This is a genomic window from Ketobacter sp. MCCC 1A13808, assembly GCF_009746715.1.
Lineage (GTDB): Bacteria > Pseudomonadota > Gammaproteobacteria > Pseudomonadales > Ketobacteraceae > Ketobacter.
Genome location: NZ_VRKW01000011.1, coordinates 63,063 through 80,667, shown reverse-complemented (window position 1 = coordinate 80,667; position 17,605 = coordinate 63,063). Strand labels below are relative to the sequence as shown.

The window sequence follows — 17,605 nt, the reverse complement described above, 5'->3', positions numbered from 1 at the left end:
ACCTAATATTCACACCATCACAAGAAACGGACAACACGTCGCCGTTCCCTCTCAGTTACTCTATTGGCAAGCTGCCAAAGTCGCTAGATCTATCGGCGTTGTCAGCAAGGTTTGCGCAGCACCCACCACCACACTGCCCGCCCCCGGCGATGAAGGATCAACAGTTAAACACGTTGTCGAACCGGGCGCTGTTGTAAAATCAAATCCATCGTACCCGGTGGTCTTCATTTTCAGTAAAAAGTTGAGTATGGCCGGATCAGCATCACCGTCAACGGTGTCATTTACTTCGATACTGTTTTCAACCACACCGGTAATCGCCGCGCTTGACATAAATTCGCCGAAATAAATAAGTTGCGAGGCAGAACCACCCGCGGTGGCAGATAAGTGCCAGTTATCCGTTCCGCAATCCTTCCACAAATATATGTTCTGGTCGTTTGCTGAATCGAATGACGGCATACCACAAGGACTGATTTCATTGTCCAGAATAGTCGCCCTACCACTGGGCTTATCCAGGGTAGCATTGTTCGCATTACTCAATACGACGTCAAAGGTTTCTTCACTTTCCGATAAATTATCTTCCAGAATCGGTATCGATATCTGCTGACTGGTCACACCCGGGTTAAACGTAATAGTAGTGGGTGTTGTTACTGCGGTGAAATCTTCATCGGCAGTAGCACTACCTGACTGGGTTACGTAATCCACCGTTACCACCGCTCCACTCGCAGCGGACAGGCTCACTGTGAATTCGGCGCTGGCATCCGCCTCGTTCACTTCAATATCGTTAATCGAGACATCGACCGCGATGTTGGTGCACGTGGCCAGGCTGCCCAAATCGAATGGTGAACTAATCGGTTCTTTCTCGGATCCTGCTAGAATCGGAATGCCAGAAGGCGATTCCAGATTCATGCAACTGCCCGCTTCAGTAACCGGTTTGAACTGGAATCCGTCGTCGCCGTTGTTCCATATTTTTAACACGTATTCAATGACGGTCGGATCCGTGGTGTTATCCAAAGTATCACTGGGTTCCAGACTGTAGCCGGAGAGACCGGTAAAACCATCGTCCGAGGTAAATTGCCCCTCATAAAAGACGCCGGCAGGATCTCCACCTGCTGATGCCCGCACATACCACTCACCCGTATCACAATCCCTCCATACAAACAGGGCTTTTTCAACAGATGGATCGTACACAGGCGCACCGCACGCATTGAGTTCGTCATCGATTATCGTCGCTGTGGCCGATAATGTCGCCAAGGTGGCACTGACCGGATTGTTTAAATTAAGCGTAAACGACTCATCACCCTCGCCCAAGCTGTCTTGCGTGATAACCACATCCACCGTTTTCGAAATTTCACCGGGGTTAAACGTCAGGGTTTGCGCTACACTGATTTCTTCGTAGTCCACCCCTGCGGTGGCTGTTCCCGCCTGGGTGGAAACGTCTACGGTCACAACGTCGGTGCTCGCTTCAGACAACTCAACCGTAAACGTCGCAACGCCCGCTGCCTCGCTCACGGTCACATTGGTTACCGACAATTCAAGGCAGGAACCAAACGTGTTGAGATTAAATGCGCCGAATTTGGCGGTTTTGGATTGTCCGACCAGCACCGGAATGCCTGCTGGTTGAGTCGGGCTGAAACAGGTTATGGCCGTCTCATCCGGAGTAAACACAAAGCCGTCTTCACCGTTGTTATAAATCTTAAGAACATAATCGATGTTGTCCGGGCTGGTTGTGTAATCGAGCGTATCACTGGGCTCAATTCCGTCTTCCAGCACCTGAACAAAGGGCCGAGTCGATCCTACCGACCCGCCATAAATAACACCAGCGGGATCACCCCCTGCAGTGGCTTTAATATGCCAGGAACCGGTATCAAAATCTTTCCACAGAAGAATGGCTTTCTCGGTCGTTTTATCGTAAGTCGGTGCACCACATTCGATACAGGAATCATCGTCTTCGATGGTTATCTGCGCCTGGTCATCGAGAATAAAACCACCGCTGGCGTTGGACAGTGTCAGCAGAAAATGTTCGGTCTGCTCGAACTCCGCATCTTGAACCAAGGTGAAGGTTAGCGTTTTACTCAGCTCACCGGGATTAAACGTCAGGGAGCCGGCCGACGCTTCAGCCGTGTAATCACTACCCAGAAAGGCCGTGTCATCCACAAAGGCATAATCCACTGTGATCGTTGAAGCAGCAGCACGGGAAAGCCCGACGGTGAGCGAAACGGTACCATCATCTTCATTGACGGTAGTGTCTTCAGCCGTGATATTGGCGCAAGATTCAAACGTGTTTAGATTGAAAGGTGTCGATACCGGGATATGCCCGCCCCCTAAGAACACCTGAGCGCCTTCAGGCAATGTAAACATGTCCAGGCACGCGCCAGCACTGCCCGTTAGGGTGAAATCAAACCCATCGATACCGGAATTGGACATTTTCATAAAGAAATCGATTGTGCCCGCCGCCGTGTGGTTAAGCGTATCGTTGCCTTCTAGTCCATAGCCGACCACATTAGTGAAGTCACTATTAGTGATGACCTGTCCCAGATACTCCATACCGTTGCCACCACCGCCCGTGGCCCGAACATACCACTCACCGGTGCCGGAGCAATCCTTCCAGATAAACAATCCTCTATCCTGTGCAGAGTCGAAAGCGAAAGGGAAATTTTCTGGTTGCTCATCCGGCGGAACACCGCACTCGTCACCCGCTTCAGGAGCTGGAAAATCAGTCGCACCGTCAGTGACGGTCACATCGCTGATAGTACCGGTTTGATTACCCATGACACCCTGGGTAATTTTATAGAGATTATTTGCAGACACATCGGTGAAAACATCGATTTCTCCGTTTGGCCAGCGCACCTCGATATTGGCCAGATCATTTTGTCCCAAGCCAATGTGCAGACGGCTATGGTTCTGCGACCAGCGATGGAAATGCCCGCCTTGCTCACGCAACTGGGATACCCCACCGGCGGTAACAATCACTTTGGATCCTATTGCATCCCTATTTGAGATGGTCCCCTGAAGATCAAGCTCAATCCAGCGATTGGTACTGGTATTAAACGAGGTGTTGCGGAACAGCTGGTCCGGACCACCGACCCGAATCGGGTTCATAAGCAAACCGTTCAGTACATAAAGGTCGAGCCAGCCATCAACATCGTAATCCGCGGCAATCACGTTTTCACCGACACCGGCGCCACTGGGTAAGCCCGCCCCGATCGCACCTTCCGCACCGTATCCGCTCACGTCTACAAACGAGCCGTCACCCAGATTCATATAAAATTTGTTGCTGATATTCTCGATTCCGTTGCGACAAACCATATAGATATCAAGATCCATATCGTTATCGAAATCCCCTACCGTTGTCGCAACACAGGAAACTGGGGTGCTAAGGCCAATGCCACTGGTATCCGTGAATCCGCCACCGCCAACGTTCAAAAACAGTTTGGGGGCAATATCGTAATCACCGGTAGTCAGGTTCATGGCGACCGGATCGGTCATGTCCACGCCTTCGATGATGATATAGGCACGGGTGCTTGACGACGCGGGAGAAAGCCAAAGTTTCCAGCTACCGGAGGCCGTGTCGTAGCCCATGTAAAAACCCTGATCAAGGTTTTCATCGTGAAACGATATACCCTGGTCTGCAGCGACAGCAGGATCAAGCGTAAAGGTCTTCGCTGTTGGGCGATAGCCGCCCGAGCCGATAAAGAATTTGGGTAATCCAAGTTGCGTGTCGACCGTCACGGTAATCGGACCAGAAGCCTGGAACTCGAGGCCTCTTTCGCCACTGATTTCTCCGCCTGCAAGCCAGGCTTCGATGATATCAGGCTCACCAACATCACCATCCACCACCTTCAGGGTTTGGTTTGGTCTGAGGTTACCTCTTACCAGCAAGATGTCGGGCATTAGATCGTTATTAAAATCGGCAATCGCGGCGTCGACCACCAATCCGCTGAAAGGCAGGCTTTCTGTAATATCAAAAAAGGGAACGGTATCGGTCTTATAAACTTTTTCTGGAAAGTCGCCGTCGCCGATCGCGAACAGTTCCATACTGTCGTCCTGGTCCAGATCAGAAAGAATGCCATAGTTAGTTCGGAAGCTTTGCAAGCCGACTGACGGAGTGATATCGCTAAAACTGCCCGCCGATTGACGCAAAAATAGGTTGGGTGCGCGATTATTGATAACCACATCGAGCAGGCCATCGTTGTCGTAGTCAAACCAGGTCGCGGTGCGGCCTTCTTTATCATCGGGGAAGCTGCGCGCTGCAGTTTCATCCGTGGTGACACCGGCACCGTCATTAACAAACAGCGCGGCCGGGAAATTCACCCCGGTCAGTACCAGCAGATCCTGAGTACCGTTGTTGTCGAAATCGCCCCAAGCGCCGCCATGCGTATCGGTAAAAGGAAAATCGAGCCAGGTGCGGGATTTATCGAACTGGATAACGATGTCAGTAAAGGTACCATCGCCGTTGTTACGCCAGATACTGGGGCGAGCCCGATGGTTACTTGAATAAATATCCGGATAGCCGTCCCCGTTGAAATCTCCCCAGGAGGCACCCCAGCTTTCACCAACGTAGTTCAAACCAGACACCGAGGGGCTGATTTCGGTAAATTCCACAGCCCGAACTGCGGTTGTCCATGAAAAGATTAGTGCAACGCACGCTACTACTGAGAATATCCTTGGCATACTAAGTTCACCATCACTCGTGAGTTTCTTCGCTACATTCCAGCCCGATAACGTATCGACCCGGTAAAAATAAGTTTGGACTTTCATGAAAACAACACCGGTCTGGATTACCTCTTTCCGCCTGTGAGCACACACCACAACGGCTACCGTTCAGTAGACGCGAAGTGCTGTGAGCAGCAATGCTGGCACTTAGAAACAGATCTCACCCAATGCGAAGAACCGCAGATCAATGTTTTAGAGGTGCCTGTCACCCAATAAAAGATTACCACTCTCCAGGCACCGGATGAGCAAATGAGAAGTAATCTAAATCACAATCAAAGGTTGTTCCGGGGAATCAACCCTAAGGCCGATAGATTATCGTAAAGATGGGTCAAAAAAAATAGCTGGCGGAGTTTTATAACAAACATTAAACAAAAGATACACGAACCTGCGCAGGTACGGCCGGCTACACTTTAAATTGGCCACTTACCTAATCAAGTTCCCTTTTTTATTAACCGGATGCTCTGGTATATCAGCGGAGAACCGGACCCGAAACGAAAAACGGGCGACTAAAAATAGCCGCCCGCTTGTTTGCTCTGGGTACCGTTATTCGAAAACGATGTTCCATACTTTGCCAGCAGTGAGGAGACCTGTTGAGTCCAGCTGACTGGCGAACTGGCCTTTGCTTTTGATCACATTATCGTTGATCGTCAGGTTGGAAAAGACAAACTTCTTGATGATACCGCCCGCGTTTCCATACAGCGTACTCTGTTTGTAAGGAATTCCGCTAAGAGCAATATTATTAAAGTTTAGATTGTAAATAAGCTTGCTTGCTTCGGTGTCCGGGTCGCCCCAAACACTGGCCTTTCCGCTTGGGAAGACATGGGTTGTTACCATGCGCAGGCTCATCAGGCGCAGCAGATGCTTTTCTTCAATGCGAATGTCGTCAAACGTAGTGTTCTGAAAGGCAGCACCGCTCCGAAATCCCATGGCACTGAAGATGGCGCTGGTTCCCTGCATGTCCGGGCGATCCGGCTCCCAGGCCGGGGTATCACTGAACACGTCACTGTGGATAATATCAATATCACTGATGTGGTTATTTTGCGCCACGCCACTCAGGTTCCAGGCAAATTTGAACACCGCCCCGCTGGTCTGCTGCCAGATCACATTGCGGCTGATGGTTTGGTTGCTGTAATACAACTTAATATTGTCATCCATCACCTTTATAAAGTTGTCTTCTATGCGCGAATTATTCCCGGTCACGATTCCGTCGTTGCGGTGGTTCCAGCTAAAGAGTTTTACATTCAGAATGTCAGCGCTGCTGTAACTAACGATACAGCTACGTAAAGGACTGGTAATGGTGATCCCTTCTATTAATAGTCCTGACCCTTTGGAGCCCTTTGAAAAGTCGATTGCATGGTTCCCCCAAGCTGCATGTTCCGCGGCCGTTTCAGTTAAGCTGTGACCAGACAGGATTCCGCGCCCGCGAATCACGATATTCTTGGGGTTCTTTTCAGCAGAGATCATAGTACCAATAACATACGCACCCCCTGCCAGATACACCTCGGTGCCGTTCGGTATTTTGTATTCCTTGCCGATGTTATGTATGCCCGGTCCGAAATAAACCACACCCGGATCTGACGCCTTGGGCGGATCAACTTCCAACGGGTTGGCGAAAATGAAAAGCGGGTGCTTGATGATATGCTTTGTAAGCGTTCCGCTGTCGACGAAATTTCGGGTTATCTCATTGTCTTCATCTATTTCTACTGAAATCTGAGCCGGTTTTGGCAGCTTGAAGTTACATTTGTTCGCGACCACCTTTGTTTCGATTCCCAGAGAGAGTGGGCGAACGACACAAGTCTCGATGTTCTTGCCGTCAAGCCGCTGGGCTTGGATAAACACACTGCCCTCAAGCGAGAAACTGGTCCAATGGTTAGCTGTTTGCATGTAATCCAACGTTCCGGACCAGCCTGGATCGGCGGAGTTCATTTCTTCATAAACGAGGGGCTTGCTGGTCGAGCCATTCTGGGTAAGGTAAACCGCGAAACGGGAAGACATGAACGCGTCCTTAACATCACGAGCGACCGGATAGGTGACCAGACTGTCGCTATTGGCCTTAAGGATAGTGGTGTTATGGACCCCGGAAGTTGTGGAAAGATTGTCATTATCAATGGCAACGGCGTATAAATCGTAATTGCCTTTGGTGCCTGCCCAGTTAAAAGTGTAAGGGGCTGATTTGTCGCTACCTAACAGGATTCCGTTACTGTAAAAGTCAACTCTGGCGATGCTTCCATCTCGATCAGAGGCGGATGCTTTAATGGCGATATTCGAACCTTCCTTAAAGCTGGAGCCATAAGCGGGGGCTGTTAACGTCACTGCAGGAGCCGACCGGAGTGCCGCCGCGGTCGCAGGTGTAACGGTAACGCTGTGTGCATCAGACAGCTCGGTAAGGTTGTCACTGTCGACTGCAACGGCGTAGATTTCATGAATGCCGGTGGAACCGGTCCAGCTCAGGGTATAGGGGGCTGACTTATCACTCCCTAACAACACTCCGTTGCTATAAAAGTCGACTCTGCGAATGCTACCGTCACTATCTGTAGCAGCAGCTTCAATGGTCACATCCGCGCCATTAACAAAGCGGGTGCCGTTTGCCGGGGATGTCAGCGCAACAGTGGGTGCAATCGGCTCCAGCACCGGGGCAAGCGCGTTCGGGGTTACGTTGCTAGCGGTCACATTGGCTTGAACGGCACTACTTTCACTGATGTCCGCATCAGCCGCGGCCTCGCTGCCGCCTCCGTTACATGCGGATAACAAGCCAACGCATATGGCCAACATAAATTTGACTGCAAATAAACAGTACTTCGATTCATAATACTTCATAAATCACTATCTCTGAGTGTATTGATTAACTGGTGTCTATAGATACTTACGGCTAGACTGGCAGGCCGCCTTTGGGTAGTATTAATTTTGAGCTTAGTGGTCGGCCCAACCGCTCGCTGACAGCGAATTCCTTATCTGTGATCCGCGTCCCTAGTCGGATGTGATAAGGTGGCCAAGCTCAAAAATTAACCAGATTTGGATAAACGAATTAGGCCGCTGCAACGCTGTTGCAGGGGTGGTGGACAGCGAAATACTGTGAATTCAGATCAAAAGATCTTAGGTAAAGCCGGCTTTACCTAAGGGAATACGCTAAGGGGAATCGAGGCAAATTGGGTAGAAACAGGCATGACTATAGGACAATTAAACGTTGTGATTAGGACTTTGACGCCTCTCCGCGTTGCCTAATAGAAACAGCCAGGATAAGCCCAGATTTCGCCTAAGCTACGATTGTGAACAGAGACACTTTAATCTCCGCAAGTGGGATTTAAACTGCCGCATCGCCTTCAAGAGCCTCCCGACCTGATTGCAATACTCACCTTCACCATTCAGTGCGATGTTTCTTCGATGGCAGGCGTCTTTACTCATGTCGTCGAGGCTGGTGAACGAAAAGCGGCGGTTGTTTCATTTGTAACTTAGAAACCATTTACTTTTTTATTCCAGAACTTCAATCTACTGTATGTCGCAGGTAAAGTACCTGCTAAGTACATGAGGCCCAAACACCGAAATGACTCACTCACCATCACGCATCAAAATCTTGCTTGTTCCGTTTTTCATGTTTTTCGTGACCCTACTCACCTCATTCCAGGCATCAGCCGTGGATGCAAGATCGTTAAGTGTCGGTGACGTCGTCAAGATTTCAGTGTACGGGCAATCAGACTTGACCACCGTGACCCGCATATCCGAAAACAACAGCATCAATTTCCCTCTGATCGGTGAAGTCGTGATTGGTGGCTTGTCAGTCGGCACAGCGGAAGATCTGATTGAACACCAGCTTTCCAGCAAAGGATTCGTGAAGAACCCTCAAGTCAATTTGTTTGTAGAACAACTATTTCAAACGTTAAACAATACTGTCACCATTCTGGGACATGTAGAAAAGCCCGGAAACTACGTATTACAGGGTGCCTCTGTTGAAGGCGTGCGCACGCTGGTCCATTTGATCGCTGCTGCCGGGGGATTAAGGCCGGAAGCCTCCAATAAAGGTATCCTGACCCGGGTGGACGGTAAAAACCGCGAAAGATTCAACTTCGATCTCTACGAAATGGTCAACAAGGGCACCCTGGAATCAGCGGAATATAAACTCCAGGGAGGGGATGTCGTCTATATTCCCGAAATGGATGTATTCTATATTTATGGACAAGTGCAACAGCCAGGCCGTTACCGGCTCGAACAAGGCATGCGAGTTATGCAGGCATTGCCCGTCGCCGGCGGCATAACGGATCACGGTAGCGAAAAAGGCATTCAAATACAGAGAAATGTGAATGGAAAAATCAAGACTCTGGATGTGAATCCGACCGATGAAGTTCTTAAAGATGATGTTGTTTACGTAAAAGAAAGCTTCTTTTAATCAGGCATATGTAGGTTTCTCGAGTTATAGGGTTCTAGCTGTAATGAACATCAATATTTTGTGGACTGTTTTTAAAGCACGTTTCGTGCTGATTTTATTTACCTTGGTTCTGACGGTTTCGGTCACGGTGGTGTTGACGAAATTACAACCCAATCGCTTCGATGCCAATACCTCATTGATATTGAATTTCGATGGTTCAACGCCGTTTGAACAAAGCACGATGCCGGCTCAATTTGTTTCCAGCTACATTGCAACCCAACTCGACATTATCTCCAGCCAGAGTGTCGCCCTAAAAGTCGTTGACAAATTAAAGCCCGTAGAAGACCAAATTATCAAATTGATGACCTTGGATGTGGATAAATCACCCTGGCAGCCGGGTGATACGGTGACTGTCGTAGACGATCTGAAGCCCGCAGAAAGTCAGATTCTGCAGTTGAATACCCCGGGTGACGACAATACCAGTGGCTCGACCCGGCACCTTCTGGCAAATAAATTGATTGAAGGGCTGAATGTACAACCATCCAGGGATAGCCGAGTCGTGAATATCAACTTCAGTTTCAAAGACCCTGTGCTCGCCGCAAGGATAGCGAACGCCTTTGTGGATGCGTACATTGAGACTAATCTTGAGTTGAGTATTGAGCCCGCAGCACGCAGCGCACACTGGTTCGACGACCAGACCAAAGTGTTTCGTCAACGGCGCGAAGAAGCCCAGAAAAGATTAACCGATTATCAGCAGGATAAAGGGATAATCATGATCGACGAGCGACTGGATACAGAAGCGAACAGGCTCAACGAGCTGTCGAAGAATTATCTGGAGGCGCAGGCTACAGTCTATGACGTTAAATCCCGTCAGTTAGGTGAAAATCACCCGGAATACATCGGTGCCATCAAACGGGAACAATCACTGCATGACTCACTAGAAGAACAAAAACTCAAATTCCTACAGATAAAGCAGCAACGAGACCAACTTGACGTGCTTGCCAGAGAAGTGGAAACGGAACGCCAAGCCTATGAGGAAATGCAAAAGAGATATTACGTAACCAAACTGGAAAGCCAGTTCAATCAGACTAATATTGCGATTTTGAATCGTGCGATTACGCCGACCAAGCCATCGAGTCCGAATCTGCTACTGAATGTAATAAGTGCAATCGTCCTGGGCAGCGTCATTAGTTTTGTACTTGCCTTTCTGGCTGAGCTTTTCGATCGCAGAATCCGCACTGAAGATGATTTAGACGGGCTTTTAGGCACCAAAGTGTTGGCACAAATCTAGTGCCAGCATCGGTGTGAACGTTGTTGATAGGGTAGTATAGCAGCATGGAATTTTCCAAATTCGAACGAAAACTGACGGTTAATGATAGTCAAACCCTACAAGCAAGGCGGGAAGATACTCTGGACATCAAAGCTCTCGGTCTGACTCTGGTAGAACAAGGCAAAATTAAGCCTTCCAGCATCAGTGAAATTCTTACCTATTCTCAATTACACGATCTACGCTTTGGTGAAGCTGCGCTCCAACTCGGCTTGGTGACCCAGGACGAGCTGGATGAGTCGCTCGCCGCGCAATTCAATTACCCTTATATAAATAAAAATTCCGCTGAGATTTCTGATGAGCTGGTGGCGGCACATTCCCCCTTTTCCAAAAAGGGAGAAGCACTAAGGGCTTTGCGCTCCCAACTGATCCTGAGATGGTTTTCTGAAGGCAGAAAAACGCTGGCGATCGTGAGCCCCCACGCCGGTTGTGGCAGCAGCTATCTCGCGGCAAACCTGGCTGTGATCTGGTCTCAAATGGGAGAGCGCACACTGCTGGTTGATGCCGATCTGCAGCACGGGCGTCAACACGAATTATTCAACGTTAAAAACAAAATCGGTCTCTCCAGCGTTCTGGCTGGCCGAGGCTCTGTCGAATCCGTCATCAAACCTGTGCCGCTATTCCGCGGGTTATCACTGCTTCCTGCGGGAGCACCTCCACCCAATCCGGGCGAACTACTGGAAAGAAGAGTACTCGCCGACATCGTAGAGCAGGTTCAGGAGGATTACAGCGTTGTCCTGTTCGATACCTCGCCCATGAACAATATCAGTGGCTGGGAATTTGTGGCGGCGCAATGTTCTGATGCGCTACTTGTGATGCGTAAAAACAAAACACCGCTTTCCGCTGCTACCAAGATGATCAAAAAGCTTCAATCATTAAATGCAGAGGTGGTTGGATCCGTTCTTGCGGATTTCTGAGCGGATCCACGTTTTCTTATTCTATTGATAACCAAGTTGATGGTTTAGCTGACCGGCAACCGCGTCAAAGCGGGCGATGTGGTCAGCAGTCAAACGTGAACGCCACTGGTCATCGGTAGGGCGAATCCCTTCTTCAGCAAGCTTAAAGCGAGTTGGATTACCCCCAGCGGAGTGATACACACTGTCGTTACTGAACTGCAACATATTCGGATCGTATTCGATATTCAGCCATTCGCAGAGCTGGCTGGTCCACTTTTCTGGCTCACTGGTGAACGCTTCATACTGCATGGAAAAACGATGGGCCGGGTCAACCCATTTGCCCAACAATTGAGTGGTTAACTGGTGATAGTGATGCCAACGCTCCGCGGCGCGCTCAAAGGGCATATGGCCCATCCTCGACGCGCTAACCCCTCTTCCATCCCGGGTCAGGTGCAATATACGAACCTCATCGGGGAAAGCTCGATACAAATGAACCGCTTTACGGGGGAGTTTTGACGCGTCAACAACCAAATCACTATTCCACTCTTCAGCCGCAGCGGTGTATAGCTTCATCGTATTATTAACGCCATCCTTAATAGAAGGCGGCGTGACCCAGGAACCACCCAGAAATGGGGGCAGCGCCAATCCTACGCTATCGGCGGCAACTCTCCAGCGCGCAATAGCAACACGAGCTTTAGTTTGACGTTGGTGGTCTATTTTTCCACTACCGTCTTTCCACTTCATAGCATCGTCAAGATGCAAACCGTAAGGCTTGGCTCTCATATCAACACCGGACGCCGCGGCAAGCCGGGTGAAAACCTTCGCCCACTCACCGCATTGATTCAGTTGCTGTCCACAGGTGCACATCTCATCCAGAGAGAGTAATTTCGGTATAAAGCAGACCTCACCCAGGTTCACAGTTTTAGCATGCTGCCCAAGCACGAGGCTGACTAATGTGGAGCCTCCACGGGGGGAAGACATGATGTATAAGGCTTTAACCGTCATTATATAAATCCTGTGAAATTGGCGCTGGGCACTCAGTTCGACATTCGATCAGATATTTCGACGGCTAGAATACCCAAACGGGCAAGCAATTTCCATGGCTTGGATGTTAACGAAAAACGGCCCAATTAAGGGCCGTTTTTTGTTTCTTTTGGAACTATATCAGTTGCATTGCTTCAGGGTATTCAGATTAATGGGCGATGATACTTCCACTTTATCAGGCCCGATGTATGCGCGGCCGGAGGAAGCATTCAACCTAAAGCAAGTGTTGGAACCGCCAGGTAATGCCATGTCGATTCCGTCAGTGCCTTTATTCCAAACCTTCAGTTTGAAATCGACCTTCGAGGAAGCCATATCCAAAACATCGTGCTTTTCGAAGTCAACCGGATCAATGAAGTTGAAGCCTCCGCTGGAAGATACGGTACCCGTGAAGCTGTTTCCGCTGCTATCCCCGCCTGCCGACGCAACAAAGTGCCAGGTGCCTGCGTTACAATCTTTCCAGAGGAAGAGCCCCTGATCAGAACCAGAGTTGATTGCGGGAGAACCACAAGCGTCGGTGTCTAAAGAAGTGGCTGGAGACGTGCTGGCTGTTGAACCACCCTTCTTCGGTCGAATCAGAATTCCGGCATCCCAGGCATTTAATGACAGGTTTTTCAGGCTTTTCCCATTATTGGTACCAGGGTCCTGTGTGCCTTTTATACGCTGGAAGGTGCCGCCCAGATCGACCGTCGTTGAGGAATTCGACCCATTGACGACCACAATACCGTTTTCGAAATCACGTCTAAAGACGTTCGCATTGCCCTTAAAGAGGTAAACGGTATCCAACCACACATTGGTATTTTCATCCCCCACTGTAAAGGATATCCGGCTAGAGCCATTCGCTGGCGCCTGAAAGGACATAACGTAACGCCGCCAGGTGTTTCCTACCAGGAAACGCTCGCCGTAGCCGCCGACATTGGCCTTAATTTCACGGGGCGCATTAGAGGTAGCGGAAAATACCAGGGTATACCAGGTGTTTTTCGTTAGATTGGCAGCAGGCCCTTTAACCTTGGCGCCATAAAGTTCTTTTTGATAGCTGGTGTGTTTTCCCACCATAAGAGAAGCTGATCCATCTCTTGCATTCGCCGTGTTTCGGCTCAGTTTCACATTGACGCCGGACCAACCGTTAATATTGCTATCGAACGTGCCAGGTTTTATTAATGAAGCCGAGGGCGAAAATGCGGCGTTATTATAGATTCGTTTATAACTCCCCAGGGGTTTGCCTAACCAACCTGTGTTTTTGCGAATAGACGCCTGGTTGGACGTTACAGCTTTGCCGTAGCTCGCGGAGCTTTTATCGGTGATGACAGAAAACTCATCGTACCAAACGTCCGGGTGAGTGGGAGAGTTCTGGCTACCAAAATAACCGTCTTCCAACAGCCCCATTCCCAGAGCGAAGCGGAACGGCTTGTTCGTGGAGGCGCTAGTAGAATCACGATAAGTAGCGGTGGGCGTCTTCGTCAGTACATGACTGGCAGCGGGCCCACGATTGATATGGTGCATGTAGTAACGATAGTTGGCGAACTCGGAGCTTAGAGTTTTGTACTGGGGAACGACGCTGTGGTAGCCGTTGGATTGCGGCCACCCTTCCATTTGCGTTCCGTTCGTCGCACTGAAAGAGCGCGCTAACTGATGGCCGGTGATGATGTATTTGTTAGGGAATGCATTGCGCATGCCCTTATAGAAATTCTCCAGCCCGATTCCCCACCAATTTGTACCACTTGAATCTCTGCCATCGTCCGTTCGTAGATCGTTATTGACGTCGGCTTTCTTATTATCAAACAGAGTGTAAAAGTCGGAATCGAACAGAAAACCCGAGACCTTAGCAGACGTCTTGTTTCCTGTAGCGTCTTTCGAGTAGTTGTTTTTGACAAACGCGAGCGCGGCCTGGGCGTAGGTTCTGCCATTACTGTCTTTCGGAGATTTGGTGCTGATATTGTAAGACCAGTTGAGTTTACTGCCACTCTGTCCGGTTACGTGCTGGGCAACAATACTACCCGCTCCGTGTTTTACTTTTGAAGATTTGAAACCACGCTGCACAGTCAGCGTATTATTGGAAGTGTTACGCCCGGTAATCTTGGCGTGCTCCGCGTTCCTAAACGAACCGGCGGGCGCATTATAGATCACAATATACTCACCTACTTGGAAACGCTTGGCGTCGGCAACCGGAATCGAGGTCGCTGAATTAGTTATCGCCTTGCGTAGGGTGGTACCCGCCTGATAAAGCCAGTGACCTGCATAAACATTACACCCTGCGGTGGCTGACGCTGTGTTCTCAAAGGCAAGGCTATGACTGTGTGAGCAATAAGAATGATTGTATCCCAGGAACTCCGTGGGCATCATGGCACGAAAATAAAGCAGACTGGGGTTCATGCGCTGCACGGCTGCTATCTTGTTAAGCACGCCGCCACCGGTGGCAATAACCTGGTATTTAGCAAACTTTTCGAGGTTACCGGCCATTGACTGGGTTTCAGCCATAATCACCCGGGGAAATTTGTGTCCCTCAATACTGGGGAAGTTTGCAGTGGATGAAGGCCGCCTGGTATCGGCGTCGTTCATATAGGCAGGAGCTGCCTGTGAATTCTGTATGTTTAATACGAGAGTCGAAAACACCATGCAGATGCCGACTGCTAAGCGTATAGACATAAGATGTACCTCTAAATATAGCGATTAATTTTCTTTCAGGTGGACTCGATACGTTGCCTCTGATCATTCGGGCATCGTGAACTTCAATATCCGAAGCGTCCCCCAGCGAAGCTAAATTTCAAAGCTGCCCGCCTAGGCGTTGTTCTTAAAAATTCAACTACTCAAATTACTGCTCTTGAAAGTTTTGACAGACTACACCGTGTAGAAAATGCAAACCGTGAATGAGCGCAGATATTCAGTAAAACCCAAACCTGAAAACCCAAATCACTCACCATAATCGTCCATCAAAAGGAAAAAGCCATTGATGGCGGTGACGAAATCTCCCACAGCAAATCCGTTTTTCATCCATATTCCCGAAACATTCAATATCGAGAATAGCGAAGTCAGAAAATACCCGAGTATCGTTAAGGCCGAAGTGCATGACACACTCTTGGTGTCACCCTTCCATTGAAATCACAACTGACGTCGCACTCGGGCAAATTCAAAAATACCCGAAGCTATCACTGAAAATAATAGATGTCGGGGAAACGATGAATCAATAGATGCCCCCTTTAAAAACGACTTTAGTATCGACGTTGTGAACCAGGTCTCATGTAAGATGAAGCTCTTAAAAAATAGTGGTTGAAAATTGTACTAAACTTGCGTACCCAATTTGACATGGACAGGGCACTCAAGTTGCAAAAGTGGTATAGAACGGCCAGAAAGCCGACCCATTACCAGACTTTGCCCCGCGACAAAGTACAAATAGTAAGCTAAATCTGGCCGTGGAGTTATTTCATTCCAGGCTCGTTCTATTCCACCGTAACACTCTTAGCCAGATTGCGCGGCTGATCCACATCGGTGCCTTTGATAATCGCCACATGGTAGCTGAGCAGCTGCAAGGGAATGGTGTACACAATTGGCGCTAACTCCGCTGCAACTTTGGGTACATCCAGCACATGCACATCATCCTGCTTGATCAAAGCTGCATCGGTATCCTGAAACACAAACAACTCCCCGCCTCTGGCGCGAACTTCCTGCAAATTCGATTTCAGTTTTTCCAGCAGCGCGTCGGATGGGGCAACCGTTACCACCGGCATTTGGTTGTCCACCAATGCCAGGGGGCCGTGCTTTAGCTCCCCCGCCGGATAAGCTTCGGCGTGTATATAGGAAATTTCCTTCAACTTTAAAGCTCCTTCCAGCGCGATCGGGTACTGTAAGCCGCGCCCAAGAAACAAGGCATGATTTTTCTCGGCAAATCGTTCCGCCATCGCCTCTATGGGCTGATTGAGCTTAAGCGTTGATTGAATGACATCGGGTAGCTGCTGTAACCCCTGCAGTAAACGTTTCTCCTCAGTCGCGTCAATGCCATGAAATTTACCGATTGCCAATGTCATCAAATACAACCCCACCAACTGCGTGGTAAACGCTTTCGTTGATGCCACGCCGATTTCAGGCCCCGCCTTGGTCAAAAATGACATAGCCGACTCACGCACCAATGAGCTGCTTGAAACATTGCAAATGGCTAGGCTGGATAGATAGCCTTGCGCCGCACGCAACGCAGCCAGGGTGTCCGCGGTTTCCCCGGACTGCGAAATGGTGACAAACAATGTGCCCGGTTGAACCACCGTTTTCCGATAGCGGAATTCGCTGGCTACTTCAATATTGCAGGGAATACCGGCTAATCCTTCCAGCCAGTACTTAGCAACCAACCCTGCGTGATACGAAGTTCCGCAGGCAATGATTTGAACCACTTTAACCCGTTCAAATATCGCTTGCGCATCCGCGCCGAAAATCGAAGGATCAATGCCACTCAAATTACTGCGTCCTTCCAATGTGGCACGAATGGCGTTGGGTTGCTCAAATATTTCCTTAAGCATGAAGTGACGGTACTCGCCTTTATCTGTCGTACCATCGCTACCAGTAAACGTCTTTATAGGATGCTCAACCCGTTGACCATCGCTATTCAGAATCCCGATTGATTCCCGGTGTACTTCAGCAATATCCCCTTCTTCCAAAAATATAAAACGAGTAGTCACCGGCAGTAATGCAAGCTGGTCCGACGCAATAAAGTTTTCACCCAGACCAACCCCAATGACGAGTGGACTGCCCTGACGCGCTGCTACTATACAGTCCGGGTCGTCTTTACTGACCACACCCAATGCATAAGCGCCTTCCAGTTCTTGGGTAGCCGTGTTTACTGCCGCCAACAAACCACCCCCGCTTTTCAGGTGATAGTGAACCAAATGGGCAACGACTTCGGTGTCCGTTTGAGAGAGGAATTGATACCCCTGTTTCTGCAATTTAGCGCGCAGATGCTCATGGTTTTCAATGATGCCGTTATGCACCACCGCAATTTTCCCTGAGGACATATGAGGGTGAGCATTTATTTCGGAGGGCATACCATGGGTCGCCCATCGGGTGTGCGCTATACCGATGGTGCCACTCCCCGGCAATGCACCGACTGCATCAACCAGCTCATTGACCTTCCCGACACGACGGACCTGTTCAATGTCAGCGCCTGAACTGAAACGCGCAATACCCGCAGAATCGTAGCCCCGGTATTCAAGGCGCTTTAAGCCTTCTATTAATATCGGTGTCACATCGCGAGTTGATACCGCTCCCACTATTCCACACATATCT

General features: G+C 49.5%; 9 protein-coding genes. 4 read left to right on the top strand and 5 right to left on the bottom strand.

Going from position 1 to position 17,605, the window contains the following annotated elements; genetic code table 11:
- Positions 1-60 precede the first annotated feature (60 nt).
- Together FT643_RS17665 and FT643_RS17660 are read right to left on the bottom strand one after the other, a co-directional pair.
- Positions 61-4,758, bottom strand: coding sequence for a Calx-beta domain-containing protein (locus FT643_RS17665; protein WP_156872750.1), 4,698 nt, complete (start codon positions 4,756-4,758; stop codon positions 61-63).
- 498 nt (positions 4,759-5,256) lie between these two features.
- Positions 5,257-7,530: an Ig-like domain-containing protein gene (locus FT643_RS17660; protein ID WP_156872749.1), complete on the bottom strand. Its 2,274-nt coding sequence runs from the start codon at positions 7,528-7,530 to the stop codon at positions 5,257-5,259.
- Between the two features lie 814 nt (positions 7,531-8,344).
- Between FT643_RS17660 and FT643_RS17655 the strand changes: the two genes are divergently transcribed.
- Genes FT643_RS17655 through epsG form a run of 3 tightly spaced genes read left to right on the top strand, consistent with a single transcriptional unit; the run spans position 8,345 to position 11,317 of the window.
- Positions 8,345-9,094, top strand: coding sequence for a polysaccharide biosynthesis/export family protein (locus FT643_RS17655; protein ID WP_198043653.1), 750 nt, complete (start codon positions 8,345-8,347; stop codon positions 9,092-9,094).
- A gap of 43 nt (positions 9,095-9,137) precedes the next feature.
- Positions 9,138-10,364: a GNVR domain-containing protein gene (locus tag FT643_RS17650; RefSeq protein ID WP_156872747.1), complete on the top strand. Its 1,227-nt coding sequence runs from the start codon at positions 9,138-9,140 to the stop codon at positions 10,362-10,364.
- A 44-nt stretch (positions 10,365-10,408) separates the two neighbouring features.
- Positions 10,409-11,317, top strand: coding sequence for a chain length determinant protein tyrosine kinase EpsG (gene epsG / locus FT643_RS17645; protein ID WP_156872746.1), 909 nt, complete (start codon positions 10,409-10,411; stop codon positions 11,315-11,317).
- A gap of 21 nt (positions 11,318-11,338) precedes the next feature.
- Here the strand turns inward: epsG and FT643_RS17640 are convergent, their stop codons facing one another.
- Positions 11,339-12,301, bottom strand: a complete 963-nt coding sequence (locus FT643_RS17640; RefSeq protein WP_156872745.1) for a sulfotransferase family protein — start codon at positions 12,299-12,301, stop codon at positions 11,339-11,341.
- 159 nt (positions 12,302-12,460) lie between these two features.
- Positions 12,461-14,983: a putative glycoside hydrolase gene (locus FT643_RS17635; protein ID WP_156872744.1), complete on the bottom strand. Its 2,523-nt coding sequence runs from the start codon at positions 14,981-14,983 to the stop codon at positions 12,461-12,463.
- 304 nt (positions 14,984-15,287) lie between these two features.
- On the opposite strand from FT643_RS17635, the gene FT643_RS17630 reads away from it, so the two are divergent.
- The gene (locus tag FT643_RS17630; RefSeq protein ID WP_156872743.1) at positions 15,288-15,434 is read left to right on the top strand and encodes a hypothetical protein; all 147 of its coding nucleotides are present in this window, start codon (positions 15,288-15,290) and stop codon (positions 15,432-15,434) included.
- A gap of 340 nt (positions 15,435-15,774) precedes the next feature.
- Here the strand turns inward: FT643_RS17630 and glmS are convergent, their stop codons facing one another.
- Positions 15,775-17,601 carry a glutamine--fructose-6-phosphate transaminase (isomerizing) gene (gene glmS / locus FT643_RS17625; RefSeq protein WP_156872742.1) on the bottom strand — a complete coding sequence of 609 codons (1,827 nt, stop codon included), beginning with the start codon at positions 17,599-17,601 and terminating at the stop codon, positions 15,775-15,777.
- Positions 17,602-17,605: the final 4 nt, after the last annotated feature.